Source organism: Ruminiclostridium papyrosolvens DSM 2782, assembly GCF_029318685.1.
GTDB classification, from domain to species: domain Bacteria; phylum Bacillota; class Clostridia; order Acetivibrionales; family DSM-1351; genus Ruminiclostridium; species Ruminiclostridium papyrosolvens.
This window is the reverse complement of sequence record NZ_CP119677.1, coordinates 2,216,559-2,242,528: the sequence shown is the minus strand read 5'-3', so window position 1 is coordinate 2,242,528 and position 25,970 is coordinate 2,216,559. Positions and strand designations below refer to the sequence as shown.

At 36.5% G+C, this 25,970-nt stretch carries 19 protein-coding genes; all 19 read right to left on the bottom strand.

Annotated features, from left to right (window positions below; translation table 11 throughout):
* Positions 1 to 33: 33 nt before the first annotated feature.
* The gene (locus tag P0092_RS10455; protein ID WP_004622338.1) at positions 34 to 2,211 is read right to left on the bottom strand and encodes a glycoside hydrolase family 9 protein; all 2,178 of its coding nucleotides are present in this window, start codon (positions 2,209 to 2,211) and stop codon (positions 34 to 36) included.
* 54 nt (positions 2,212 to 2,265) lie between these two features.
* The gene (locus P0092_RS10450) at positions 2,266 to 3,648 is read right to left on the bottom strand and encodes a glycosyl hydrolase family 8 (RefSeq protein WP_004622336.1); all 1,383 of its coding nucleotides are present in this window, start codon (positions 3,646 to 3,648) and stop codon (positions 2,266 to 2,268) included.
* A gap of 134 nt (positions 3,649 to 3,782) precedes the next feature.
* Positions 3,783 to 5,948 (bottom strand): cellulase F, encoded by a 2,166-nt coding sequence (gene celCCF / locus P0092_RS10445; protein WP_004622335.1) that lies wholly within the window; start codon positions 5,946 to 5,948, stop codon positions 3,783 to 3,785.
* A gap of 114 nt (positions 5,949 to 6,062) precedes the next feature.
* The gene (locus tag P0092_RS10440) at positions 6,063 to 10,352 is read right to left on the bottom strand and encodes a cohesin domain-containing protein (RefSeq protein ID WP_004622334.1); all 4,290 of its coding nucleotides are present in this window, start codon (positions 10,350 to 10,352) and stop codon (positions 6,063 to 6,065) included.
* A 1,012-nt stretch (positions 10,353 to 11,364) separates the two neighbouring features.
* Positions 11,365 to 12,720: an amino acid permease gene (locus P0092_RS10435; RefSeq protein ID WP_004622333.1), complete on the bottom strand. Its 1,356-nt coding sequence runs from the start codon at positions 12,718 to 12,720 to the stop codon at positions 11,365 to 11,367.
* An 89-nt stretch (positions 12,721 to 12,809) separates the two neighbouring features.
* Positions 12,810 to 12,971 carry a DUF1540 domain-containing protein gene (locus P0092_RS10430; RefSeq protein WP_004622332.1) on the bottom strand — a complete coding sequence of 54 codons (162 nt, stop codon included), beginning with the start codon at positions 12,969 to 12,971 and terminating at the stop codon, positions 12,810 to 12,812.
* Between the two features lie 102 nt (positions 12,972 to 13,073).
* Positions 13,074 to 13,715 (bottom strand): DedA family protein, encoded by a 642-nt coding sequence (locus tag P0092_RS10425; RefSeq protein ID WP_004622330.1) that lies wholly within the window; start codon positions 13,713 to 13,715, stop codon positions 13,074 to 13,076.
* A 139-nt stretch (positions 13,716 to 13,854) separates the two neighbouring features.
* Positions 13,855 to 14,916, bottom strand: a complete 1,062-nt coding sequence (locus P0092_RS10420; RefSeq protein WP_004622328.1) for a serine hydrolase — start codon at positions 14,914 to 14,916, stop codon at positions 13,855 to 13,857.
* 73 nt (positions 14,917 to 14,989) lie between these two features.
* Positions 14,990 to 15,730 carry a GntR family transcriptional regulator gene (locus P0092_RS10415; protein ID WP_004622327.1) on the bottom strand — a complete coding sequence of 247 codons (741 nt, stop codon included), beginning with the start codon at positions 15,728 to 15,730 and terminating at the stop codon, positions 14,990 to 14,992.
* A gap of 98 nt (positions 15,731 to 15,828) precedes the next feature.
* Positions 15,829 to 17,256 carry an adenylosuccinate lyase gene (gene purB, locus P0092_RS10410; protein WP_004622325.1) on the bottom strand — a complete coding sequence of 476 codons (1,428 nt, stop codon included), beginning with the start codon at positions 17,254 to 17,256 and terminating at the stop codon, positions 15,829 to 15,831.
* A 250-nt stretch (positions 17,257 to 17,506) separates the two neighbouring features.
* The gene (locus P0092_RS10405) at positions 17,507 to 18,784 is read right to left on the bottom strand and encodes an aspartate aminotransferase type Ic (RefSeq protein ID WP_004622323.1); all 1,278 of its coding nucleotides are present in this window, start codon (positions 18,782 to 18,784) and stop codon (positions 17,507 to 17,509) included.
* Positions 18,785 to 19,277: 493 nt separating this feature from the next.
* Positions 19,278 to 20,216: a dipeptidase gene (locus P0092_RS10400; RefSeq protein ID WP_004622322.1), complete on the bottom strand. Its 939-nt coding sequence runs from the start codon at positions 20,214 to 20,216 to the stop codon at positions 19,278 to 19,280.
* Positions 20,217 to 20,256: 40 nt separating this feature from the next.
* Positions 20,257 to 20,637, bottom strand: a complete 381-nt coding sequence (locus P0092_RS10395) for a YraN family protein (protein WP_004622319.1) — start codon at positions 20,635 to 20,637, stop codon at positions 20,257 to 20,259.
* A complete protein-coding gene (locus tag P0092_RS10390; protein ID WP_004622317.1) occupies positions 20,630 to 20,926 on the bottom strand; it encodes an EscU/YscU/HrcU family type III secretion system export apparatus switch protein in 297 nt (98 codons plus the stop codon). Before P0092_RS10390 ends, P0092_RS10395 begins: the two co-directional genes overlap by 8 nt.
* Before the next feature lie 39 nt (positions 20,927 to 20,965).
* Positions 20,966 to 22,741 carry a hypothetical protein gene (locus tag P0092_RS10385; RefSeq protein ID WP_004622315.1) on the bottom strand — a complete coding sequence of 592 codons (1,776 nt, stop codon included), beginning with the start codon at positions 22,739 to 22,741 and terminating at the stop codon, positions 20,966 to 20,968.
* A gap of 57 nt (positions 22,742 to 22,798) precedes the next feature.
* Positions 22,799 to 23,566, bottom strand: coding sequence for a ribonuclease HII (locus P0092_RS10380; protein ID WP_004622313.1), 768 nt, complete (start codon positions 23,564 to 23,566; stop codon positions 22,799 to 22,801).
* A gap of 129 nt (positions 23,567 to 23,695) precedes the next feature.
* On the bottom strand, positions 23,696 to 24,574 hold the full coding sequence (ylqF, locus tag P0092_RS10375; protein ID WP_004622311.1) for a ribosome biogenesis GTPase YlqF: 879 nt from the start codon (positions 24,572 to 24,574) through the stop codon (positions 23,696 to 23,698).
* Between the two features lie 27 nt (positions 24,575 to 24,601).
* Positions 24,602 to 25,330, bottom strand: a complete 729-nt coding sequence (gene lepB / locus P0092_RS10370; RefSeq protein ID WP_004622310.1) for a signal peptidase I — start codon at positions 25,328 to 25,330, stop codon at positions 24,602 to 24,604.
* Positions 25,331 to 25,505: 175 nt separating this feature from the next.
* Positions 25,506 to 25,856 (bottom strand): 50S ribosomal protein L19, encoded by a 351-nt coding sequence (gene rplS, locus P0092_RS10365; RefSeq protein WP_276187191.1) that lies wholly within the window; start codon positions 25,854 to 25,856, stop codon positions 25,506 to 25,508.
* Positions 25,857 to 25,970: the final 114 nt, after the last annotated feature.

Genomic DNA, 25,970 nt, shown 5'->3' with positions numbered 1-25,970 from the left:
TTAAAAACTTCTTATACTTACAAAAGCTTCTTCTTAACCCTGAGGCAATTTAGTAATTGTCCCCAACAAGAATTTTTTCAAAGTGGCAAGATCTATGGCGTCAATAGTTCCGTCCTTATATGTATCTGCCGCTTTAACATCTATACTTGAACTGCCGCCAAGTAAATATAGCTTTATAGCAGCTAAGTCCAATGCATCTACACTCTTGTCGCTGTTTACATCACCGTACAAGATTTCAGGATCAGGATCTACCGAGCCGCCGTCAGGTTCATTACCGAATACTTTTACTCCATTATCATAAACAGGAATATTTTTAACCGTGTCTACAGTACTGGTGGTTGGTAATCCATCATATGAGAAGTCATTCTTAGGATTCCAATAGGTTGTTGCCTGTGGTGCTGAAATTCTAAACTGAACTTCTCTTCTGCAGGCTGACTGACCTCCCGGATAAATTTTTTCACCTGTCAAATCAACATTTACATAGTAAATATTCTTTGAAACATCCCATGGCAATACGCCGGAAACCTTTGTATTCTTACCTTCAGCATAGTTTGAGCTGGTTGTGAGACTTAACGGATCAATTCCTGCTGCTACGATTTCAGACAAGTCCATAAAGTACTTAAATGAAAGCTTGTCTGTTATTCTTGCAGGCCATCCGGTCTGGTTGTACACAACAGCTTTGATTTCAGTATAGTTAGGACCTGTTGAATTCAAACCTGCTTTTATAATAACTTCATCGTTGGTTATTTTTTCAATAGCCTTGAAGTTTGGAATAGGATCTCCTCCAAAGCTCTTATACATTTTTGCAAGTGCGCCTGTAAATCCGGCATTATAGTCGCAAGCTATTTCATTATTGACAAAATTGTTTATTTCGTCAGTATAACCGTCTGCATTATCCGGTCCTCCTACCAATGCACCATAAATTGTATGCCTATGGTATGTTGGGGAAGTCATTTGATCTGTCCATGAACTGTGAGCAGTTCTGTGATGAGGATGTTGAGGAGGATTTACTCCAAATCCTACTACAAAACTTCTTCCTGTACTTCCAAGGGCATAATCAATCTGACTCTTCAGGAAATCCTTATATACAGATACTTTTGCTGGTGTACAACCTTCCCAATCAGCATAAACACCTGCTAAAAATGCCTGAGTTGTTGCATGCCTTAATGAACCCCATTGGAATAACCATGCTAAACCTTTTGGTGTATAAGAAACGCGCATACCGTTAACACCGGTTGTCCAGAAGTCGAGATTCATTTCTATACTGTCCTTATATAACTGTTTGTTAGTAAGCTTTGCAAGTAGAAGTTCAGCACCGTAATGTACGTCATCCCAACACTGTCCCCATTTGTAGGCTATAATATCTGTCTGTTGCTCTTTACCCCAATTCGGTACATAGGATTCTGCTTTATCAAGATAAGTACTGTCATTTGTAGCAAGATATAACCATACTGCAGCCCATGAAAGGTCGTCATAAAATCCACCTGAGCTGTAGAAGCCTGAAGCAGCTGTATAACCCGCATCACTCTTGGCTTTGTCAGCCATTGCGAATAAGTTCTTAGCATGACTTATGCACTTTGATGCATAAGTAGGATCACTGTCTTTAAAAACTACTGCTGCTGATGCAAGAGAAGCTGCAGTGGAAGCACATACTGCTGAACCCGGATGGGAAGCATCAACTTTAAAAGATGGTCTTTCCATCTGCATTACTTCAGCCGGGCCCCACCATGTGTGGTCCTTGCCTCCGTCACCTACCTGATAGTAATATACATCAGCTGTGGGATTACATTTTATAAAGTAATCATTAGCCCACTTTATTCCATCCATTATATATTTAGTCTGACCGCTTTTATCATAGGCATCTTTATCTTCATATAAAGACCATGCAAGCATTGCAGAGGTATATGACATTGGCAGGTTAAACTTTACATGATCACCTGCATCGTACCATCCTCCTGTAAGATCAACTCCTACGTCAGAACCGTCTTTCATACCGGAATCATCTCTCCAGTTGTCACGCTTATCAGCCGGAAGATCACCTGAACGTTGAAATTCGTAAAACATAATTGATTTCTGCAGTGCTTCTCCATAATTATATGTTCCTGCAGCATATGTATTTGCTTGAGGTATAAACGAAACCAAAGAAGACAAAACTGAAATCGATAATGCAACGCCAATAGCTTTTGCCCATTTTCTTTTAGTCTTAAGCAATTTGCAATCACTCCCTAAAATTAAATTTGACATATTTCCTTTAAATAGTTAATTCTATTTAAGCAGTTTAACTTTTAGCTGAGCTAAATCAATGGAATCAATATTTCCGTCACTGTTCATATCAGCATTTGTTAAATTAATATTAGAATTTGTTTGAGTTAAAATGGCTTTCTTTAGGGCAGCAATATCAAGTGAATCAATAACACCATCATTATTGACATCGCCTTTTAAGCCCTGTTGTGGCTGAGAATTGTAATTGTATAGATTGGGGAAGTTACCCGTAGTATACAAAAGATTCAGCATTCTTAAGGTATTCCCAAAATATATGTAGTTACCTGAATCTTTTACTTTAACACACTCATTATAGATGTTCTTCGCATATGTAGTGTCGGTACCAGTCATTGCAGCTGCAGCACCACAGCTCACAAAAGTAGCTGTATGATTTGAACTTATCTGACTTCCCGATATGGTGTAGCCATCTTTTATATTAGCATAACCAATATTCTTAAAGAAGTTTGATATAGCATCACAATTTGTCTTCGCTTTTGCAGTTCCGTACCAACTGTAATCAATAGCTGTTCTCCACTGATAACGAATTGCATCATAATAGAAATCAAAACCTTGTCCAGAAACCGGAGTACCATTTGCCGTACACCAATCAGGAACGAGTCCGGTATTATTGTTTCTTGCTTTATCGGCAACTTCATAGCATTTGTTTGCTACATTAATCCATCCTGAATTACCTGTAAAATCAGCAAAGATTCTATACCACGCAGGAGCAAAATATGATGGATTAGTAACATCCGAACCGCCCCACAAATCCCCTGACTTTATTACATACGTACCCGGCTCTACCATTTTATTGTATATGTTACTTACATAAGTTCTGGCTTCAGATTGGTAATTAAATCCTCCGCTTGTTCCCCACTTTTTGTAAGCAAATACAAGGGATACCGCAATGTCCTCATCCGCATCTGTAGCAGCACCTACACCGTCTTTTCCCATTATATTTCCGTTAGAATCAATACGCCAGGACATAAGTCCATTTGTATTTAAAAACAATTTAACATAGTGATATAAGTCATCAAATAATTGTTGTTCTCCAAAGTAAACCGCAAGCAACATACCATAACCAAGGCTTTCCGAAACCGTATCATAGTTTGTAGATGCGTCTCTTTGAACCCTGCGGTAACCTTTAGCTCCGTTTGAAGTAATATGTGCACTTTTCCACTGTTCCCATTCACTGCGAAGTAAGTTATCAGCATTTGACTGGCTATCAGCCAAGGAACTGTAGGCTCCGTACGGATATTTTGCGTCATATGGGAAAGGAATTTGATCAGCTGCACTTGAAACGATAGCAGCGGATATTATTGAAATACTGAATATAGCAGCCATCAAAAGTGATTTAATTCTTTTTAAACTTGTACTTTTGATCATGTTCTTATATTAATCCTTTTATCGTATTTTCTTTGTAACTCATAAGCCCGGACAGTACAAGAATGAAATAGTTAATCACATCAAATACCGTCCGGACTTTAAGGTTACATATGCGTTATAGCATTAATTAAGTACTATTGATTAGCCAATATTGCCTTCTTTAATTGAGCATAATCGATAGAATTTATGTCACCATCTGAATTCATATCTGCATTATCAACAACTATTAAAGCACTGTCGCCGGTTAACAGATATTTTTTAAGCGTTGCAAGGTCGATAGAATCTATGGTACCATCACCGTTTACATCACCCTTAGTAACAGTTACTCCATCTGGGAAGAGTATTGCATAAGTACCATTTGCAACTGCAAATTCACTTTGTGCCCAGAAACGGTGTAATCTCTGTGTAGGAACCTGTCCTGCCTGTAATGCAGCAACCATTGTCTGCCATTCAGGATCCTGCTTGTACTTAGAACGAATGTCTATAAACTTAATACCAGGCTTAATTACATCGCCGTTAGGCATTGTTCCTGTCCAACCAGCTGGTACAAAAACTTCCTGGTCAAGGAATCTGTGGTAATCGCTACGTTGTTCTAAAGATGAAACACCCTTTGAATCGCTGTAGTTATTCCAAATTGCATCAAGGAGCTTCTTAGCATTATCTTGAGAAGTTTTATCCCCTGATTTAGCAGCATAGTAAGTCAATGTATTTGCAAGTGAAGAAGCACAACCAAGGTCAGTATTATAGTTTATAACCTTAACATGCAGGTTTGAATTTCCGGTATATCCTTGTGTTGGATCCCAAGTATCCGGCTGTCCATCCCAATCAAGTGTGCCAGGAATCTGGAATGTTCCGTCAGCACTAAACTTAATCTCGCTGTTAATCCACTTAGCCCATTTATCTAAGAGTTTCTTTGCTCTAGCGTCGCCAGTCTTATAGTACAATTCAGCTATACGCTGCATTGACCATACCTGCATACCAAACCAAGTGTTACTGCCTGGATCAGCATATACAGGGTTTTCTACATAGCCCATTCCGTAGAATGTTGAAGTACCTGCAGGAAGTGATTCATAACGACCATTCCATGAGTTTGTAGCACCACCGGCAATAGCACCTTCTGATGACTGCAACCATTGATAGAATTCAAGCTGTCTGTCCAAGCTCTTAGCCCAGTCAGTTGCACCATTTGTTGACTTAGGCTTAAAGTCAGCATCTGTTGAAAGTACCCAAGCTGCAAATGGATTCTGATAACCGAAATGGTTATGACTGCTACCGATTATCCAAGACCAGTTGGCTTCAACTCCACCACCCCATGCATAGTACCATGAAAGCAGATAAGTTGCTGCATCATATCCTGTACCAGCCTGAGTAGGTTGTCCGATTTTTCTGAAATATTTATCAAAGAATGAATATCTCAGGTAATCACCCATCTTAGTTGCCTTACCTACATCTGTACTTATGCTCTTACCTTGTTCTTTTGCCCACTGGTTAGCCCAGTAAGTTGCCTGAACTGCACGAGCATCAGCATCTGGAGCATTAGTATACTTAAATTGTTTTGAATATGAATTATCCCCTGTAAATAAATCAAGGAATCCGTTCTTTCCACCAAATTTCATTGCATCCCAGCATGGTTGAGGAATAGTTTCCCAAGTTGACTCCTGCTCACCTCTTTGGAACGTATTGATGTAAGATGGCTTTGATGTTCCATCTCCTCTTTGTCCAAATCCGTACCAGTTATCAACGTCAAGTATCCAGTGCATTCCATACAGCATGCTAGTTCCGTATGCTGATGTCAATTGTGAGTTAATTGGATCTTTACCAACAGGTTGGCTGGAATCCAATCTAGCCGGATATTTGCTTGGGTCCTGATATTCAGGAGCATATGTAGCAGGCTTGTTAGGATCATACTTACTCATACTTGCATTAGGCTGATCCTGTTCTGTTGGAATCAAATACTTTTCAGCAGTTGTCCAAGACTTATTAAAGCCTGTAAAATCTCCTGAAAATTTTCCGTGCATTGCTTCTAACCACATATAGTAGGACATAGCTTCACTTGTTGTAACATGTCCATAGTCAGGAGCCTCAACCATTAATGTTTCTACTGAGTGGTAAGGAATTCCCTGCTCACTGAAATATCCGTTTGAAGTATCTTTAATCTTGCTGTACATTGATTCAAAACGATCTTGATACACCTTGTTTACCGGATTTGTTGCTGCATTAATGCTTGTTGTTGTCATTATAGATAATGACATTGCAGCAGCAACTGCAACTGCTCCTACTCGTTTAAAATTCTTATTCATTTTACACCTTCCTTATTATTTGAATTTTATGGCAGTTGTACTGCCATAAGTTTTTTAAAGCTCCATACTTTATGGCTTTTCAGCCATAAAGTATGGAAAATTTAAATTCAATAACTAATTAAGTTTTGCACTTCCGTCTGTATATGTGATATCGGAGATTTTTGCCATGTCACCATTACCGAATGCTCCACCTGCTTTAAAAGCGATAGGAGTTGTTGTGCTTAAAGTACCTAAAACTTTAAAAGTAAGATTTACAATTGTACCATCTGCAATGATAGGTTCATCAGTTAAAGTGTTATCAATGAAAAGAACACTAATTGTACCTTTAGTAGCATTGATGGTACCATTGAAGTTCATAACTGCATTGACTACTATATCACCAGCTTTAGCTGATACTGCCTGCAATAAAGTAGGGTCATATGTAATATAGAAATTACATGTTCCTATATTACCTGATTTAGCAACATTGCTCAAAGTTACAGGTACTGTTATAGTATCACCAGCTTTTCCTTCTACAGAAGAAATCTTTACTCCAAGTCCTTTAACAACAGGAGTAGTGTCAGTGATTGTTAAAGTCAGAACTGGGTTATTTGTAACACCAAAATCAAATGTGAGTGTCTTTGAACCAACTGCAAGAGTGCTCAAATAGCTCTTTGAAATTGTTACAACATTACCTGATACTGTATAATCAGTACCTGATGTCAAACCTGTGATTTCTTTGAAGGTATTTCCGTTTGGTGTAAGAGTTACAGTTACATTTGCAGGAACATACTTATCAAAAGATGCAGTTGCAGGAGTAATTGTTGGGTCTACAACAACAGGAGTATTGTCAGCGATTGTTAAAGTTAAAACTGGATTATTTGTAACACCAAAATCAAATGTGAGTATCTTTGAACCAACTGCAAGAGTGCTCAAATAGCTCTTTGAAATTGTTACAACATTACCTGATACTGTATAATCAGTACCTGATGTCAAACCTGTGATACCTTTGAAGGTATTTCCATTTGGTGTAAGAGTTACAGCTACATCTGCAGGAGCATACTTATCGAAAGATGCAGTTGCAGGAGTGATTGTTGGGTCTTCTGGAGTAACATCTCCAACATCAATAGTTACACTACCGTTAGTCTTAGTAACTGTACCTATTTTTCCCATATTACCGTCACCGAAAGCTCCGCCATCTTTAAATGCTACCGGTGTAGTAGTTTTTGCTGATACACTCTTTAATTTGAATGTGATGTTTGCAAAAACACCATCTGCAGTTATCGATTCATCTGTAAGTGTGTCATCCACGAACAGGAAGCTGATTTTGCCATTTTTTGCATTGCTTGAGAAGTTTACTTTAGCATTCGTAACTATCGGACCTGCAGCTACTGATACTACATCTAATAATGAAGCATCATATCCAAGATAGAAATCACATGTTCCTACATTACCTGCACTTGCTACATCAGCAAAAGTTACAGGAACGGTTACTGTATCTCCAACTTTACCTGAAGCTGTTCCTACTGTAACTTTAAGTCCCTTAGTAGGTTGAGGAGTAGTATCAACAATTGTTAATACTAAAGTAGGATTATTTGTAACACCAAAATCAAATGTGAGAGTCTTTGAGCCAACTGCAAGAGTGCTCAAGTAGCTCTTTGAAATTGTTACAACATTACCTGATACTGTATAATCTGTACCTGATGTCAAATCTGTGATACCTTTGAAGGTATTTCCGTTTGGTGTAAGAGTTACAGCTATATCTGCAGGAGCATACTTATCGAAAGATGCAGTTGCAGGAGTGATTGTTGGGTCTACTGGAGTATCTCCAACATTTATAGTTACGCTACCGTTAGTCTTAGTAACTGTACCTATTTTTGCCATATTACCGTCACCGAAAGCTCCGCCGTCTTTAAATGCTACCGGTGTAGTAGTTTTTGCTGATACACTATTTAATTTGAATGTGATGTTTGCAAAAACACCATCTGCAGTTATCGATTCATCTGTAAGTGTGTCATCCACGAACAAGAAGCTGATTTTGCCATTTTTTGCACTGCTTGAGAAGTTTACTTTAGCATTCGTAACTATCGGACCTGCAGCTACTGATACTACCTCTAACAATGAAGCATCATATCCAAGATAGAAGTCACATGTTCCTACATTACCTGCACTTGCTACATCAGCAAAGGTAACAGGAACTGTTACTGTATCTCCTGCTTTACCTTCAGCTGTTCCTACTGTAACTTTAAGTTCCTTAGTAGGTTGGTCGCCTGGGATTATTGTTACACTACCGTCAGTCTTAGTAACTGTACCTATTTTTGCCATATTACCGTCACCGAAAGCTCCGCCGTCTTTAAATGCTACCGGTGTAATAGTTTTTGTTGATACACTCTTTAATTTGAATGTGATGTTTGCAAAAACACCATCTGCAGTTATCGATTCATCTGTGAGTGTGTCATCCACGAACAAGAAGCTGATTTTGCCATTTTTTGCACTGCTTGAGAAGTTTACTTTAGCATTCGTAACTATCGGACCTGCATCTACTGATACTACCTCTAACAGTGAAGCATCATATCCAAGATAGAAATCACATGTTCCTACATTGCCTGCGCTTGCTACATCAGCAAAGGTAACAGGAACTGTTACAGTATCACCAGGAGCACCAGAAGCTGTTCCTACTGTAACTTTAAGTTCCTTAGTAGGTTGGTCGCCTGGGATTATTGTTACACTACCGTCAGTCTTAGTAACTGTACCTATTTTTGCCATATTACCGTCACCGAAAGCTCCGCCGTCTTTAAATGCTACCGGTGTAGTAGTTTTTGTTGATACACTCTTTAATTTAAATTTGATGTTTGCAAAAACACCATCTGCAGTTATCGCTTCATCTGTAAGTGTGTCATCCACGAACAGGAAGCTGATTTTACCATTTTTTGCACTGCTTGAGAAGTTGACATCTGCATTTTTAACTATTGGACCTGCAGTTATTGATACTACTTCTAACAATGAAGCATCATATCCAAGATAGAAATCACATGTTCCTACATTGCCTGCGCTTGCTACATCAGCAAAGGTAACAGGAACTGTTACAGTATCGCCAGGAGCACCAGAAGCTGTTCCTACTGTAACTTTAAGTTCCTTAGTAGGTTGGTCGCCTGGAATTATTGTTACACTACCGTTAGTCTTAGTAACTGAAGATATTTTTGCCATAGTTCCGTCACCAAAAGCTCCACCGTCTTTAAATGCTACCGGTGTAGTCGTTTTTGTTGACACACTCTTTAATTTGAATATAATGTTTGCAAAAACACCATCTGCAGTTATCGATTCATCTGTAAGCGTGTCATCCACGAACAGGAAGCTGATTTTACCATCTTTTGCATTGCTTGAGAAGTTTACTTTAGCATTCGTAACTATCGGACCTGCAGTTATTGATACTACCTCTAACAATGAAGTATCATATCCAAGATAGAAATCACATGTTCCAACGTTTTTCATTTTTGCTACATCAGCAAATGTAACAGGAACTGTTACTGTGTCACCAGGTGCGCCAGAAGCTGTTCCTACTGTAACTTTAAGAGAATCTCCGCTTCCGCCCTTGCCAACATTAACAGTCAACTTAGGATTGTTACTGCCCAAACCAAAATCGAAAGTAAGAGTTTTTGTACTATTTGCTGGAAGTGTATTCAAGTAACTAGCCAATATTGTTACTTCATTTGTTCCTTTAGTATATTGACTGCTTGTTAATTCACTAATTCCATTGAAAGTATTACCGTTAGGAGTAATAGCTATCTTAGTATCTGCAAATGCTCCTGCATCTGCTGAAATAGAAGTAGGATTGATTGTAGGTAATTTTTGATCACCGCCGTCTGGTATTGAACCAAAAGCAAGGGTTCCTCCTACGAAAGCAGCAATTTTCTGCCAATCCATGTATGAACCGGCTGAAGTATATGACCAGTCATTTGATTGATCAAAGTTGCTCCAGTCGTTTCTGGCAAATCTTGTTTGAATCTCTATGGATCCGCCATTAGGAAGACTTCCTGCACCACTGCTCAATGAAACTTCAAGATAGTGGTCTGCGTTTGTAACAGCAGGGCTTTGAGTTTTAAATTCTCCAGATACCTTTGAAGTAGCATCTATGTAACTGCTGCCACTCATATAACCTGCATGGTCACACCAGAATGTCAATGGCTTGTCAGCATCCTGAGTGTAGTAATATCTAAGTTTCAAATCTGCCAAGTTGATTGGTGAACCACTTGTATTTGTAACTTTAAATCTAGCGTATATGGAATTTGATGATGTCGATGAAGCGCCATTATTAAATTGAACTGACACGGCACCATTTCCTGCTGCAAAAGCTGTAAGTTGAGCTCCTAATAATGTCACCAACATTGTTAGTGCTAACAAAAATGCTAAAGACTTTTTACGCATTTGTAAACCTCCTATTTTTTATTTTACATGAAAACCATTTGGCCTTCTGACTATGGGTTTTATCACCAATATTCAGCCTCTTATCAGTTTAAGGCAGTTATTAATAAAAGGTACTTTTATTAAAGATACTTTTAAACAGCCTTACTTAAAAATGTTACATTTTTAAGCATACTGATATAACTGAATAAATATTTCACCTCCTTAATCTTTATTGGCTAAGTGGTTTTTCATAATTTAAATTAATTCAGAAATGCTTCAACTGTTCATAAAATTCTCAAAGATAACCGCATAATCTCAGTTAACTGTTACGATTACCCTGATACTTTTTATAATCACTTTTTATTAGATTTTTATATAACGATGACTTTTTCTGAAAAGAAGGTACTATTCTGTCATAATGCTTACAGCTAAAGTAGCCAAATGTTTTATAGACGTAAATTTAAATAAGATATAATGATTGTTAGAAAGAATATAACTTAGAGAGTTAATACTTATAAAAGCGAATCTTACAGATATTTGAAATGAATATGTTTAAGCCGTTTACCATAGGTGCTTACCATTATCAAATTTTATCCTTTTTTGTTTTAACAAATTAATAATTCATTACCCCTTTAAACGCTTTTTTCATATTTTTTGTATAGTCGTAAATGCCTCAAATTCATATTACCATTTATGTAATTAAATGACAAGTACTTTTTTAACATTTTTTCAACAGGATTTTTGGTAATATTTTATAAATTTCGCCCTTCTATTTTTTTATTTTTTGTGCTTTTTTTCTACATGCCATAAGGTAAATTTTCACTATATTACGTTAATTATTTACCTCTTTTGTAATATTCTAGATATTAAATTACCATAAATTATAATAATATGCAATATGATAACTAACATTTATATCTAGAAATCTGTAATAAGTTAAATAAATAAGCAATAATTAACAATAATTAAAGAATATTTTGTCGTTTTTAATAAGTTTTGCTTGTAATTACTTCTTTACATGATATCAACATAATTAATTTATTATCTTTTTTGACTTTAAAATACCATAAATAATTATTAATACCCCAAACAAAGTTATACTTCCTACCAGTCCTGATATCTGTCCCGGGTATAATGGCGATGTGGCAAATACAATTAATATAAATGCTACAGCTATAAAATTTATAAATGGCCATCCGGGAACTTTATATTTAAGTCTGTCAGGTTTTTCTTTTATAGTCTTCCTTCTATAGAAAAAGTGAGTAATGGAAATTGTAAGCCAGTTAACCAGTGCAGTAAATCCACTGGCTGTTGCCAGAATTTCAAATACCTTTGATGGCACTATATACGAAATAATAGCAGTTAAAAGCAGAACAACACTGCTTAGTCCAAGTGCATAAACAGGAACACCGTTTTTATTTTTGACTAAAAATTTCTTTGGAGCCTGTTTACCCATACTAAGTGAATTAAGCATCCTTGAAGCACTGTACATTGATGAGTTAAGTCCGGATAGTGCGGCAGTCAATACAATGAAGTTTAAAATATCACCGCCAAAAGGTATCCCTGCCCTTTTTAAAATTTCAACAAAAGGACTTTCTGAAGTTGAGAATGCCTTCCATGGCATCAAATATATAATAAAAAATATTGAAAGGGTGTAAAGAACTATAACCGTAATAGTTATTGTATAAATTGCAGGAGGTGCATCCTTTTCAGGATTTTCTGACTCGGCAATTGCAATGCCAATGATACCAGTACCTGTTAAGGAAAACATAACCATAATCATAGATGCAAAAATGCCTCTGAATCCATTAGGCATAAAGCTGTTGGCTGATTGAAACACAGGAAGCAGCTTAATTCCTCCAAAAGAGGTTATACCTACTATAGTAGTAAGCGCAAATACTATAAAGACAACAAGAGATAAAACTTTAACCGAAGCAAGAAAACTCTCAATTATACTCAAGCCTCTGGCATCCTTTAGATTTATTACCGTCATTACCAGTGCATAAATAACACAGAACACCCCTAGTGGAATACCGGGAAACCACAATCCTGTAAAAATTGCCGCAGCAGCAACTTCACTGGCCATTCCAAGAACACCGCTGAACCAAAACATCCAACCATTTACAAACCCTATCCATGGACCAAAAATTTCTGACGCATGTACTCTGAAAGACCCCGGTGCGGGATTAATAATAGTCATTTCAGTTATAAACATTACTTCCATCACCATAATAATCCCGCCAAAAATATAAGCAAGGATTGCCCCAGGTCCGGCTATTGAAATTACTGTTCCGCTTCCTAGAAATATGCCTGAACCTATTATATTTCCAAGTGCCATTATAATAAGATGGTTTCTGCTGAACCCTTTTTTTATAGATTTACTGCTCAATTAAATTCTCCCTGTTTAATATATTTATCCCATCTAAAGAATAGGATAACCAGCAATAAACCGATTATCCTATTCAAGGTTATCATATATCAAGTTTTCTCTTTAAATGTTGTGCAGCATGTCTCATCACTTATACTGGCTTTGGCTCCATCCATTGAGTTAACCTCAAGCGCATTGGCATAACACATTTGACCTTCATTGTAGGCACAGTTTATGACTCCACACTTAACTTTCATACAAGGTGCATCCATTCACAATCACCTCCCAGTATTATTTTTCTGTAATGCTGTACTAAGAGGTATTATTCTCACATAATAAATAATTAAACTAAGGAAATTTTAACATTATAAAAATTACTCGTTATCTGTACTTACACTTTTTTTGGACTTTTTAACTTTGTAGAATATAAACCCTACTATAATCACACAAGCTAATACTATTACAGAAACAATATTAAAGTATGATAAAAATTTGTTTACTCTGGTAAGATTATTGCCTATAAGACGTCCTATAATCATATATATAATCTGCTGTAATAGTATTGAGATAACTATATATGAAAAATAAACTCTCTTTTTAACTCTGAAAACACCTGAGAATAAAACCATTATGGTGCTTGTCCCTGGAATAAACTTACTCAGTATCAACCCATATTTACCATATTTATGAAATACTTTTTCCGAACGTTTTATGTGCTTTTCGTCAATATATTTTAACACTATCTTATATCTTAAAACTTCATTACCCTTTCTATATCCGAACCAATAAACAAGAGTAGAACCCACAAGACTACCCAGTATTGAAATAATTAATACCGGTACTAAATGGAATTGTCCTCCCAATGTTGTAAGATAACCTTCAAAGACAATGATAACATCTGAAGGAAACGGCGGAAATATCAATTGAAGTATTCCGTTCAAAAAGAAAAATAGATATGTAACAATAACATTTCTGTCTATTACATGATGTATCAAATTAAATATAAAATTTTGCATTATTTTTAGGAGCCTCCTTGGTAAACATATATCTATTATACCCAACTACTCATAGATTGTCTGAAAATTTAAAAAGCCCATTGCACATGACTTGTGAATGAGCTTTTGCAATTTGTATATTTCATATTATTTTTAGTAATTAGTCTTTCCCTGCGTAACCCTCTACATAATCGTATATCTTTTTTGACAATGTTGCTTCATTCTTGCAAGCTGTTCCAAAATCCACATTATCTGTCATAATCGAAAGTACATATGGATGGGACGCAAATACTATACCCACGTCATTGGCAGTTTTTACCTGATTTCCAATTTTATGAGCAACTTTGACCCCTGTAAGCTGTGCATCAATCCTGTCATGCCAATCTGTATTTTCAAGGTTATTTATAAGCTCTCCATAAACAGCTTCATTTTTCAGATAGTGTTTGTACAAATCCTGTGCTACCAATGCCATATCGTATGGGCATGAACGATGGTGATTATCATAATAGACCTTTCCGCCAAGATCAACCAGATACTGACGGACATTTTGAATATCCAGTAGCCTGATTATCATATTGACACCGCAGTTATCGCTTTTTGTTACTGCCAGCTTTGATGTTTCACGAACCGTATACTGGGTTCCGAAAGCAGATTTCTGAATTATCCCTGTACCGGGTTCAACATCTTCCTTCTGATAAGTAAGCATATCGTCCAATTTAACTTTACCGGACTCAATATTTTTATATAAAAGAACATTGATAGGAAGCTTTGAGGTACTTGCTGCTATATATCTGTCGGTGTCTCTAACATTGACCATCTCCCCGGTAGCCAAATCAATAAACGTAACTCCATACTTTCCTGATAGCCCTGCGGTGTAGTCAGTTATTATTTTCTTTAGTCCATCCATCTTACCGCTTTTTTTAACAGAACCGATATTAGGAAGAAAGCCGTGATCCGTTGTCTTGACTCCGTTTAATGTGATGTCTGAACCTGATGTTGTTGCTGCAGTAGAATCTGATGACGTTGGTGTTGTCGTGGATATACTTGACTGTGCAGTTGCAGAGTTTGATGAACTTGTGGGAGCAGTATCCGCTGTTTTCCCTTTATTCATAAAAAGGTATGCTGCCATAACTATAGCTATTATTCCTAACACACCTATTGTAGTAATAAGTGCACGTCTTTTTTTATATTTTTTTTCATTTTTAAAATAGTAAGAACTCATTTTATCCTCCGTGTAAAATTACATTTGCCTCTATTATTATAGTAGAATTAATGTAATCTGTAAAATATATATGTTATTTACTATTTTCAAACAATAATCTGCAGTTATCGGCCCTATATTTTGATATTATATATTCAACGGGCTGACCGCTTTTTGAAAACAGTGTATTCTGAAGCTTAATAAGTGGCTGACCCGGCTGAACTCTCAAAAGCGGAGAATCATTCTGGTCTGCAAACACTATTTCAAGTATACTCCTGCTTTTATCAGGAATTAAAGGGTATTTTCCTCTTAAAATATCAATTGAAGATTTTCCATCTTTTAATTGGGAAATAATGTCAGGAAAAAGACTTAGAGATATGTATGACTTATTGAGAGAATAGACTTCATTTCTCTGATTATTTATAAATGATAAATAAGTTATTTCTGCAACTGACATACTTGAGTTAAAGTTGAATATTTCATTTAGATGACTAACAGATGAACTTTCCATGTTTTTCAAATCAATAATGTTTTTTTCAGCAGGAGTCTGGCAGTCAAGTATTGAATCTGTAAACCCGCTGTAATTCTTGATATCTATTACATTTTTCCTGCCATAAACAAATGTTCCCTTTCCTTTCTCCTTATAAAGATAACCACTGTTAGTCAGCTCACTGACAGCCTGTCTCACAGTAGGCCTGCTTATGTCATACATCTGGCATAAATCCTGTTCGGAAGGTATTTGGGAATTTGCAGGGAATTCATTATCTTCTATTTTTTTAATTATTAAATCTTTTAACTGCAGATATAGCGGTATGCTGCTAAATTTATTTATCATTGAATCACTCCCAAAATATGATAAAAGATAGGATGATGTATAGACATCCTATCTTTATAATTATAACAACATAATACCAAACTTCAACATAAATATTCCTAAACTTTCAAATCAACCTGAATATCAGCTAAGTGTTCTGTACCCAGTATCGGGGTAACTTCATTAGCTATAAATTCAACAACCTGCTCCGGACTTCTTCCTATATAGTTCTTTGGCTCCAAAACAGAATTCAGTTCTTCAAGGGTCATTCCAAAACGTGCATCTCCGGCAATTCTTTCTATAAGATCGTTTTTCTCACCGTCAACTTTGACACGCTTGCCAGCCTCCATTGAATGAGTTCTAATCAATTCATGAAGTTCCTGTCTGTCTCCCCCACGCTTAACAGCTTCCATCATTATGTTTTCAGTAGCCATAAAAGGAAGTTCATCCATAACGTGTTTTGTAATAACTTTAGGATATACAACCAATCCGCTTGCTACATTAATATATATGTTAAGTATAGCATCTATTGCAAGAAAAGCCTCGGGTACTGAAATTCTCTTATTAGCCGAATCATCCAGTGTTCTTTCAAACCACTGTGTAGACGCTGTAATAGCCGGATTTAAAGCATCAACTATAACATATCTTGCAAGGGAAGAAATTCTCTCGCATCTCATAGGATTACGCTTGTATGCCATTGCAGACGAACCTATCTGTTTTTCCTCAAAAGGTTCCTCTATTTCCTTCATACTCTGCAACAGTCTCATATCATTACTGAATTTGTAAGCACTTTGGGCAATTGCACTTAATACACCAAGAACTCTGCTGTCAAGCTTTCTTGGATAAGTCTGGCCAGAAACGGCAAATACATTTTTAAAACCCATCTTTTCAGCAATTAATTTTTCAAGGTTCTTAACTTTTTCATGGTCGCCGTCAAACAGATTCAAAAAACTTGCCTGCGTACCGGTTGTACCCTTTGAGCCAAGGAGTTTCATGTTTTCAAGTACATGCTCCAAATCTTCCATATCCATCAGAAGTTCCTGAATCCACAAAGTAGCCCTTTTACCTACTGTAACCAGCTGTGCCGGCTGATAGTGAGTAAAACCCAAAGTTGGAAGCTCCTTGTACTCCATCGCAAAGTCAGAAAGTTTCTTAATAAGAATTAACATTTTATTTTTTACAAGCTTCAATGCTTCATTCATTACTATAATATCTGTATTATCTCCTACATAACAGGAGGTTGCTCCAAGATGAATTATAGCCTTTGCGTCGGGACAAAGCTCACCAAAAGCATGAACATGAGACATAACATCATGTCTGAACTCTTTTTCATACTTTTCGGCAACTTCATAATTAATGTTATCCTGATTCTTCTTCATTTGCTCAATTTGAACATCGGTTATATTCAATCCCAGTTCCTTTTCTGCTTCTGCCAGTGCAATCCAGAGTTTTCTCCAGGTAGTAAACTTCATATCCGGCGAAAAAATCTGCTGCATTTCACTGCTTGCATATCTTGCATTAAAAGGACTTTCATAAACGTTTTTCATTCAACAATCCCCCAACAAACAAAATATTTAAATTAATCATTTCTCATATCACTCAAATATTATACAACATATACCGAATATTTGCATCAATAAATTTAAAAATGTTCGGATTTGAAAGTTGCAAAAAAAGTGCGGGATACTCTCCCGCTTTAGACATTTATGAATATGAGATTGTAATTGGCATTACAATTCTAACTCATGGATTATTATAGCTTGAAAAATGCACCTGTTCAAGCTATTTATAAAATAATTATTGATTTAACAGTTTAGAAGCACTTACAAGCTGAACACATATTGCCAGAACTTCTATTGCCTTCTTCAATTCCTCAACAGGAGGCATTGTTGGAGCTATTCTCAGGTTCCTGTCCCTTGGGTCATTTCCATAGGGGAATGTAGCACCTGCTTTAGTTAATGCCACTCCTGCTTCGCCTGCAAGCTTAGCAACCTCTTTTGCGCAATTGTCCAGAGTATTGAGGCTGACAAAGTATCCTCCGTTTGGCTTATTCCATGAAGCAATGTCCTTGCCTCCAAGCTCTTCTTGTAAAATTTGAAGAACTGTATTGAATTTTGGCTCCAATATGCCAGCATGCTTTTTCATGTGAGTATTAATACCCTCAAGATTTTTAAAGTACTTTGCATGTCTTAATTGATTTATCTTATCGTGACCAATTGTTTGTATAGTAAGACTCTTTTTGATTCCTTTTAAATTTTCTGTACTTGTTGCCATTACCGCAACCCCTGCACCCGGGAAGCTTATCTTTGATGTTGAACTGAAAATATATACCATATTCTCTTTTCCTGCATCCTTACAGGCTTTAAGTATGTTCTTCAATTTGTCAGGATTTTCTGACAAATGATGTACGCAATAAGCGTTATCCCAGAATATTCTGAAATCCTTTGCTTTTGGCTTCAGGTTCGCAAATCTGTTAACAACCTCGTCAGTATAAGTAATTCCGTCAGGATTGCTATATTTTGGTACACACCATATACCTTTTATACTTTCGTCTTCAGAAACAAGTTTTTCAACGGTATCCATATCCGGTCCGTCCTGTTTCATATCTACGGTAATCATTTCTATTCCAAATAATTCACATATAGCAAAATGTCTGTCATATCCGGGACTCGGACAAAGGAATTTTACACCATCTAGCTTTGACCATGGAGTGCTTCCCAAGATACCCAGTGACATAGCTCTTGCAATAGTATCGTACATTAAGTTCAGACTGGAATTGCCTCCAACAATGATTTCATCTGTATTTACCTCCAGCATTTCAGCAAAAAGTGCCTTTGCTTCAGGAATACCGTCTAAGACTCCATAATTAAAGCAATCTGTGCCATCCGCAGCCTTTCTGAGTTCTTTTGCAGGTATATCAAGTATATCCATGCTTATATCAAGCTGTTCAGCACAGGGCTTACCTCTGGTCATATCGAGTTTAAGATTCTGCGCTTTAAAAGCATTATATCTTTTTTCTAATATCTCAATTTCATTTTTTAATTCTTCTTTGGATAAATCTTTATAACTCTTCATAATTATCTCCTCCAACTGCCATTTTGACCTGTTACAAACATATATCAATTCTAATACATATTTTTAATATTTGCAAGTTTTATGTTCTTGCTAATTCAAAAAAATAACCCCTAATATTCTTTAAAAGACTTTTATTAAAATTTATGCAGGAATCTAAGAATCAAACTGCAGTTAATTTTTTATAAAGCCTTTTATGTTGAAATATAGCAATAAAAGGCGGTTATAGCCCCCCTACACCTAATGGAGAAATAAAGTAGAAAACACAGATATTACACATTTTAGTCAATTGACATTACTCCATGTGCTTTGTATAATAATTTACATATTAAAATATTATGTAAACCATAGTTATCTTATTTCAGAAAAGTAAAGAAGCCTATAAGGCTTCCATATCAGAAATGAATGCCTTCAAAAGGCATTTCCAAGATTAATAATATAAGCCGCTAATGCTCCCCCTTCCTGTCCAGTTGAGATTAGCGGCTTGTAATTTTTCTTACTTAATAACTGTTTTCAGCACTCTTAAAAAATTTTCTCCTGCAATTTTATTTACAAGTGCTTCGCTATAATTTAATTTTAGCAATTCATTGATTAAATCCGATATGGACTGTACTCCTTCAAGTCCCACAGGCGTTTCATCTATTCCGTCAAAATCAGCTCCGATTCCAAGAGTATCTTCCCCTGTAAGTCCTACAATATGCTCAATATGAGATATGACATGTTTTATTTCGGCTTTACCCTCATTAACTATGAAGTATGGGCAAAGATTTATACCTGTTACACCGCCATTTTTTTTCAATGCAAGAAGCTGTTCATCGGTTAAGTTTCTGCTGTGAGAGCAAATCTTTATAGCATTTGAATGGGATGCTATTATGGGTGATGACGAAAGACTTATTACATCCCAAAATCCCGACTCTGACAGGTGGGATACATCTACCAGCATTCCCAGTCTGTTCATTTCAGCAACTACTTCCCTTCCAAAAGGTGTAAGACCTCCTTTTGTAACAGAGTCAGCTACACCGTCAGCAATCTGGTTTCTGTAATTCCAAGTGAGAGTTATTGCCCTCACACCCAATTGATAAAGCATACGCAATACAGCCAAGCTTCCCTCCAGTGCTTCCCCGCCCTCAATGGTAAGAACAGCAGCTACTTTACGACTCTTTATTGCATTTGCTATATCATTGTAATCTCGGCATAACATTATATCATTCTTATTAATTTCTATTTCTCTGTAGAGTTTGTCGATAATATCAAGTGCCCGCCTTAAAGCCCCCATTTTAGCCTGCTCAGGCGAAATAAATGCTGCAAAAAACTGAACAAAACTATCATACTTTTTTAGTCTGTCCATATCAATATGTCCGGTGTTACTTTTCAGGGCTTCACCTGTTTTCATTATAGTTGTAATGGTATCACAATGTGCGTCAACAAAAGTCATTCTGTCATCTCCATTTTAACAATATGAATTTGATACTTTCTTAAAAGGCGTCTTTTATAAGATTAATACTTTTTATGCTATTTACACTTTCCATGGATTTATTCATTAATATTTCAATAACATCAAATCTTACGTTACTATCCATTTTTCTTGTGTTTGTCAGATAGATAGCTGCTATTTGGCGAATCTTCTGCTGTTTTGTCTTTGTCACTGCTTCACCGGGTGATCCGAATGTACTTGTTCTTCTGGTTTTTACCTCTATAAAACATATGTATTCATTATCATTGGCAATTATATCTATTTCGCCCAAACGTCCTACTCTGTAATTTATTTTCAGAATAGTGTATCCGTTTCTTTGAAGGAATTCCGCAGCTTCTCTCTCACCGACTGCTCCAATTTCCCTTTTATTCGCATCAGTCATCGTACAAATCTCCATAGCTTTCATCCACACAGCCAATAAAAATAAGTATCTCTGCAACCACTTCATATATTTCAGGAGGTATTTCATCCCCTATACTTAAAGAGGAAAGAGTTTGGGCCAGATTTGTGTCCTGATATAACGGAACATTATTTTCCTGTGCCTTCTGAATAATTCTCTCTGCTATTTGACCCTTTCCGGCTGCAACTATTCTGGGAGCTGCGTCAGAATCAGGTGAATATTGAAGGGCTGCTGCATGTTTTATTTGTTTTTTTACGTTGTCTTCCTTCAACCGTCATCCCCACCATTCGTAATTTTGATTTTGATGTATTTACACTAAAATATCGATATTATTTGGCGTTTTGATAAACTCTTTTTTAGCTTCTTCTTCAAAATTTACGATGTTGATTGGGTCTTCCAAGAGCTTATAAGTAAAATCCACTAACCTAAAGCCCTTTTCCAGCAGTGAATTGTACAACAACTTGTGGCTGTCCTTTAATATATTGAAAACTCCGCTGTCTTCAAGCCTGAAATTTGTGCTGACATCCTTTTCCTTTATGCTTAATAAGGTATCTATCCTTCCGATATTGTTAGTTTCCAATGAAAGGAGTACCGTCAAATTTGACGGGTCCAGCTTTTTTGCCTTGGAACCTTTTTTAAGCATATAAAGCTCACCGGTAGTGTTTTTGTTGAATATGCTCAGGGGAAGCTGAACATATGAACTGTAATTATTCAATTGGTTTATAAAATTAACATTACCCTCCAAGTTATTGATTATGTTTACCGCTGCTTCCCTGGCTGCGGAAGGCAAATGCTGTATGGCATTTTTTACTATTGTCAGGGAGCTTTCAAAGTCATTGTAAAGCTTTACAGGATTAATTTCCTCGTTGTTTTGGCGGTCTATTCTGACAATCAGGTTTTTAAGAGTATTTACCGCATCCTTTATAATATGTTGTTTACCTGCATCTAAGTTGAAGCTATCCAATTCCTGCTGTCTTAATCCTATTTTGTCAATAGTACTGTTAATTTCCTTGGCAATATATTTAATAGCCGTAAATTGTTCTTGAGTGAGTTTTTGTTCCTCTGCAATAGTTTGAAGTTGGTTTCTTATATCCTTGAGAATCGGCAGGTCTGCCTTTGAAAGTGGTTCAGAGGATATGTTTTTATCTATGCTAAAACCCTTCTCTTCACGTAATAACTGATTGATTTCAGTTTTAGCCTTACTGTTTTGAGTACTTGACGTATTTGGCTGATTTTCATCCACAGCAGAATTTTGTACACCTGTGGCGGGACTATTTCCCTTCAAGAGTGCTGCTTCAGATTTTCCTGCAGGGCTATTACTTGCACTGCTTCCCTCAGCAATACTCTCCCCACTTCCCAGCTTCATTTTTATACCTGAAATAAGCCTGTCAAGGATATTATCAATAACTGCTGCTTTAACAGGTATATTTTCATTGTTTTCCTTTACAAGACTTGCAAGTCTGTTAACAATTTCTTGTGGCGTTTTAGGGGCTTCAGTCTCCCCTGTACCCTCAACAAGTTTTATAAGACCACTTATGTTATCTGTTATTTTTAAACGGCCGGAAAGCAGGCTCTGGAGGTTTTCAATATTACTATTATTATCAGATAATTTTGATGCTATAAGAAAAGCAGCCGCATCCGCTTTTAACCCCTTGCCTGAGCCAGTCAGTTCTGCCATTTTTAATAAGGTTTCATTGGTTACAGGCAAGTTTTGCTTAAGTAATGCCATAGCCATTTCTATATTTTTATCAGAAATAGGCACATTAATTGAAGCTAAAGCACTTTTAGCATTTATAAGAGCCTCATTAACAGGCTGGGACGAGTTTGCTCCTAAAGACTCAAGAACAAGCTTACCATCCTCTGTTCCCTTGAAAACAAAGTTGACAAAGTCTCCTTCTTTTGCATTAATTGTTTTTAAGGCATTTGCATTTACCTCAGAACCGTCTGAAAGCTTTATGGTCAGTTCTTCTCCGCTGTTCTCAAGTATCTGTGCCCTGATTACGTCACCCGGTTTAAGTTTATTCAGAATATCCGTATTGTTATTTGAAATATTTATTTGACCTGCTGCTAACCCATCTATTCTCAATCTCTTATCCTCCAGCCATACAATAAATTGCTATGCAAATCTTTTGAAGAATACGTATCACTCCACGAAATTTTTAACAAAGCTTAATCTATGTATCGGACAAAGACCAAATTTTTTAATAGCAGAAATATGTTGAGGAGTTCCATATCCTTTATGTGCAGCAAATCCATACTGTGGATATTTTGCATCATATTCCATTAAAAGCCTGTCTCTTGTAACCTTTGCAAGGATTGATGCTGCTGCAATGGACAGACTAAGGCTATCACCTTTTATAATGGGAACCTGCTTTGTACTTATATTATCAAGACTTACAGCATCTAAAAGAATACAGTCAGCAATGGGGTCAAGTCGGTTTAAGGCTTCAGTCATTGCCATTTTTGTTGCATTTAATATATTAACCTCATCTATGTATTTTTCATCAACAACTGAAATCCCATAAGAAAGAGCTTTTTCTTTTATTTCATCAAATAATTTTTCTCTTTGAGCCTCTGAAAGTTTTTTTGAATCATTTACACCTTCTATTGTCAGTCCCTTGGGTAAAACTACAGCAGCCGCCACTACAGGGCCTGCCAGAGGTCCACGCCCTGCTTCGTCAACGCCTGCAATATAATCAAAGCCTTCACTTATAGCCTGTCTTTCAAAACAGAGCATTTTATGAAGTCTTTCCATTTCCTTTTCGTGCTTTTGCTTTATTTTATAATATTTTTCTAAAAGTTTATCTACTTTAAAACCTGTGTTATGTAAAGACGACAAGTACTCAATTGCTTCATGAACCGTAAGCTTTTGAGCCTCTTCCTGAATTTGCTTTAGTGTTAAATTTCCCATTTTTATTCTCCAATATATACAATATAATAAACACATTTAATTTCTTATATATTATTTGTAATGGCTGGTGTTATAAATAATGCCTCCTGCCATAAAAAGGCTGCCCTAAAAGGGCAACCTTTTCTATTTCTATTCAGTCTTTGTTTCAGCCCTGTCCCCCGGCTTCTCAAGGGTTACACGTCCTATCTTACCACCCCTGAATTCATCCAGAACTATAGCTGAAATTCTTGAATAATCTATCTCACCTTTTGAAACAATGCACCCTCTTTTACGTCCAACCGTCTCCAACAGCTCAAGAGGCTTCATATCTTTTATAGTTTCAGGCTCAAGCTTGAAGCGAGTACAAAGTTCAGTATTGTATGTTTTTGACAACCTGTGAAGAAGCTCCATGGCAACCTCACCAGTATCCATAATATCATCCTTAATGGCTCCCGTAAAAGCAAGGTTCATGCCTACTTCCTGATCTTCAAACTTGGGCCAGAGTATTCCCGGTGTATCAAGCAGCTCTATTTCTGAGTTTATTCTTATCCACTGCTTGCCTCTGGTTACTCCGGGCCTATCACCGGTAACTGCCGTTGCCCTACCGACAATCTTGTTTATAAAGGAAGATTTACCCACATTGGGGATACCCACAACCATGGTTCTCACAGGAGTAAATAGCTTACCCTTTGCTTTGTTACGCTCTATTTTTTCAGACATTAATTCTCTGGCTCTGGCTTTAATTTCGTTAAGGCCCTTTCCATTTATGGAATTAATCAGAATACAATCAATACCCTGCTCAGCATACCACTTTATCCACTGTCTTGATATTCTGTCATCTGCAAGATCAGATTTATTGAAAGCAATCAGTCTGGGCTTATTATTTATTAATGAATTAATTTCAGGATTTCTGCTGCTAAATGGTATTCTCGCATCAAGAAGCTCAATAATAACATCAACAAGCTTTAAATTCTCGGCTATCAACCTTCTTGTTTTTGCCATATGCCCCGGAAACCATTGAATGTTCATAATTTCTCCTTTGTATATGAAGTTATATTACTTTAAACCGCCAAATTTTGATAAAGGCCATATCCTTACTACAGCGTGTCCTATGACAGAATCAATATCAACCGGACCAATTTGCCTTGAATCAAGGCTCTGTTCCCTATTATCGCCCATTACAAATAACTTATCCTCAGGCACTTTATAGGGAAGCTGCATTCCATGTGAATCTGTAAGCCCCTTTGCATATGGCTCATCTAACTTAACAAAATCTTTATCTCCGGAGGATTTTCTCCAAACATAACCATCCTTGATGTCAATCTCATCTCCCGGTACTCCGATTACTCTTTTTATATAATCAACTTCCCCGGGGTTTGCTATAGGCAAATATTTAAGCAAGCCTTTAAACTGGCCTTCTTCATGTGTAAAGACTATTATCTGCCCATGTTTTGGCTGACTGAAAAAATAACCTGTCTTGTAAACTATTACATTATGGCCTTCAAAAAGTGTATTTTCCATTGATACCATATTAACCTTGTAGGTTGAAAATACCAAGGCCTTTATTACCATGGATATAACTAACGCTGCAACAATCACCAAAAACCACTCAAAAATCTCTCTGCCTAAAGAAGTCTTTTTTTTGGCATTACCTGTTTCTTCTTCAACAACTTCACTATTTTCAGAGTCTTCTGAGTTAATTTCAGAAATATTTTTATCCAAGTCCAATTGTTCCTTATCTTCCATATTCAATTGATCTTTATCATCAATATTCTGGTTTTCCATTGAAACACCACCTTTTAATTTATACAATCAGGATTTCCAAATTTCCATTAGAACGTTACTATTATATATAAATATAACACTTTTTTCAAATATGATTTAAATAAATATTATTATTTACTTTTTTGTATAGCTAAAAACCTAGGAACAAGCGCTCCTAGGTTTTTGTTTCTAATACTTATTTTTTGTCAAGTCTTTCCTTAACTTTAGCAGCCTTACCAACTCTATCACGCAGATAGTACAGCTTAGCTCTTCTAACAACACCTTTTCTAACCACATCAATATGGTCGATTCTTGGTGAGTTAACAGGGAATACTCTTTCAACACCTACACCGTAGGATACTCTTCTAACTGTAAAAGTTTCCTTTAATCCGGAACCTTTTAAAGCTATAACAGTACCTTCGAATACCTGTATTCTTTCCCTGTTTCCTTCCTTAATCTTAGCATGAACTTTGATAAAATCACCAATTTCCAATTTAGGAAGGTCAGTTCTTATTTGTTCATTTTCGATTGACTTCAATATATCCATTATTTGTTTCCTCCTCCCTCTCCTAGATGTTCGTGCATCATAAGTGCAGAGGACCATCCGTATTACACACGAGTGATATTATAACATAAGAAAATATATACTGTAAAGTAAAAA

Coding starts and splice junctions, on each gene's coding strand:
- celCCF (WP_004622335.1), bottom strand. CDS start 5,948: ATGAATAAGAATTTTAAACGAGTAGGAGCAGTTGCAGTTGCTGCTGCA.
- P0092_RS10415 (WP_004622327.1), bottom strand. CDS start 15,730: ATGATAAATAAATTTAGCAGCATACCGCTATATCTGCAGTTAAAAGAT.
- P0092_RS10440 (WP_004622334.1), bottom strand. CDS start 10,352: ATGCGTAAAAAGTCTTTAGCATTTTTGTTAGCACTAACAATGTTGGTG.
- rplS (WP_276187191.1), bottom strand. CDS start 25,856: ATGGATATATTGAAGTCAATCGAAAATGAACAAATAAGAACTGACCTT.
- ylqF (WP_004622311.1), bottom strand. CDS start 24,574: ATGAACATTCAATGGTTTCCGGGGCATATGGCAAAAACAAGAAGGTTG.
- P0092_RS10450 (WP_004622336.1), bottom strand. CDS start 3,648: ATGATCAAAAGTACAAGTTTAAAAAGAATTAAATCACTTTTGATGGCT.
- lepB (WP_004622310.1), bottom strand. CDS start 25,330: ATGGAAAACCAGAATATTGATGATAAAGATCAATTGAATATGGAAGAT.
- purB (WP_004622325.1), bottom strand. CDS start 17,256: ATGAAAAACGTTTATGAAAGTCCTTTTAATGCAAGATATGCAAGCAGT.
- P0092_RS10425 (WP_004622330.1), bottom strand. CDS start 13,715: ATGCAAAATTTTATATTTAATTTGATACATCATGTAATAGACAGAAAT.
- P0092_RS10395 (WP_004622319.1), bottom strand. CDS start 20,637: ATGACTGATGCGAATAAAAGGGAAATTGGAGCAGTCGGTGAGAGAGAA.
- P0092_RS10400 (WP_004622322.1), bottom strand. CDS start 20,216: ATGACTTTTGTTGACGCACATTGTGATACCATTACAACTATAATGAAA.
- P0092_RS10380 (WP_004622313.1), bottom strand. CDS start 23,566: ATGGGAAATTTAACACTAAAGCAAATTCAGGAAGAGGCTCAAAAGCTT.
- P0092_RS10430 (WP_004622332.1), bottom strand. CDS start 12,971: ATGGATGCACCTTGTATGAAAGTTAAGTGTGGAGTCATAAACTGTGCC.
- P0092_RS10405 (WP_004622323.1), bottom strand. CDS start 18,784: ATGAAGAGTTATAAAGATTTATCCAAAGAAGAATTAAAAAATGAAATT.
- P0092_RS10420 (WP_004622328.1), bottom strand. CDS start 14,916: ATGAGTTCTTACTATTTTAAAAATGAAAAAAAATATAAAAAAAGACGT.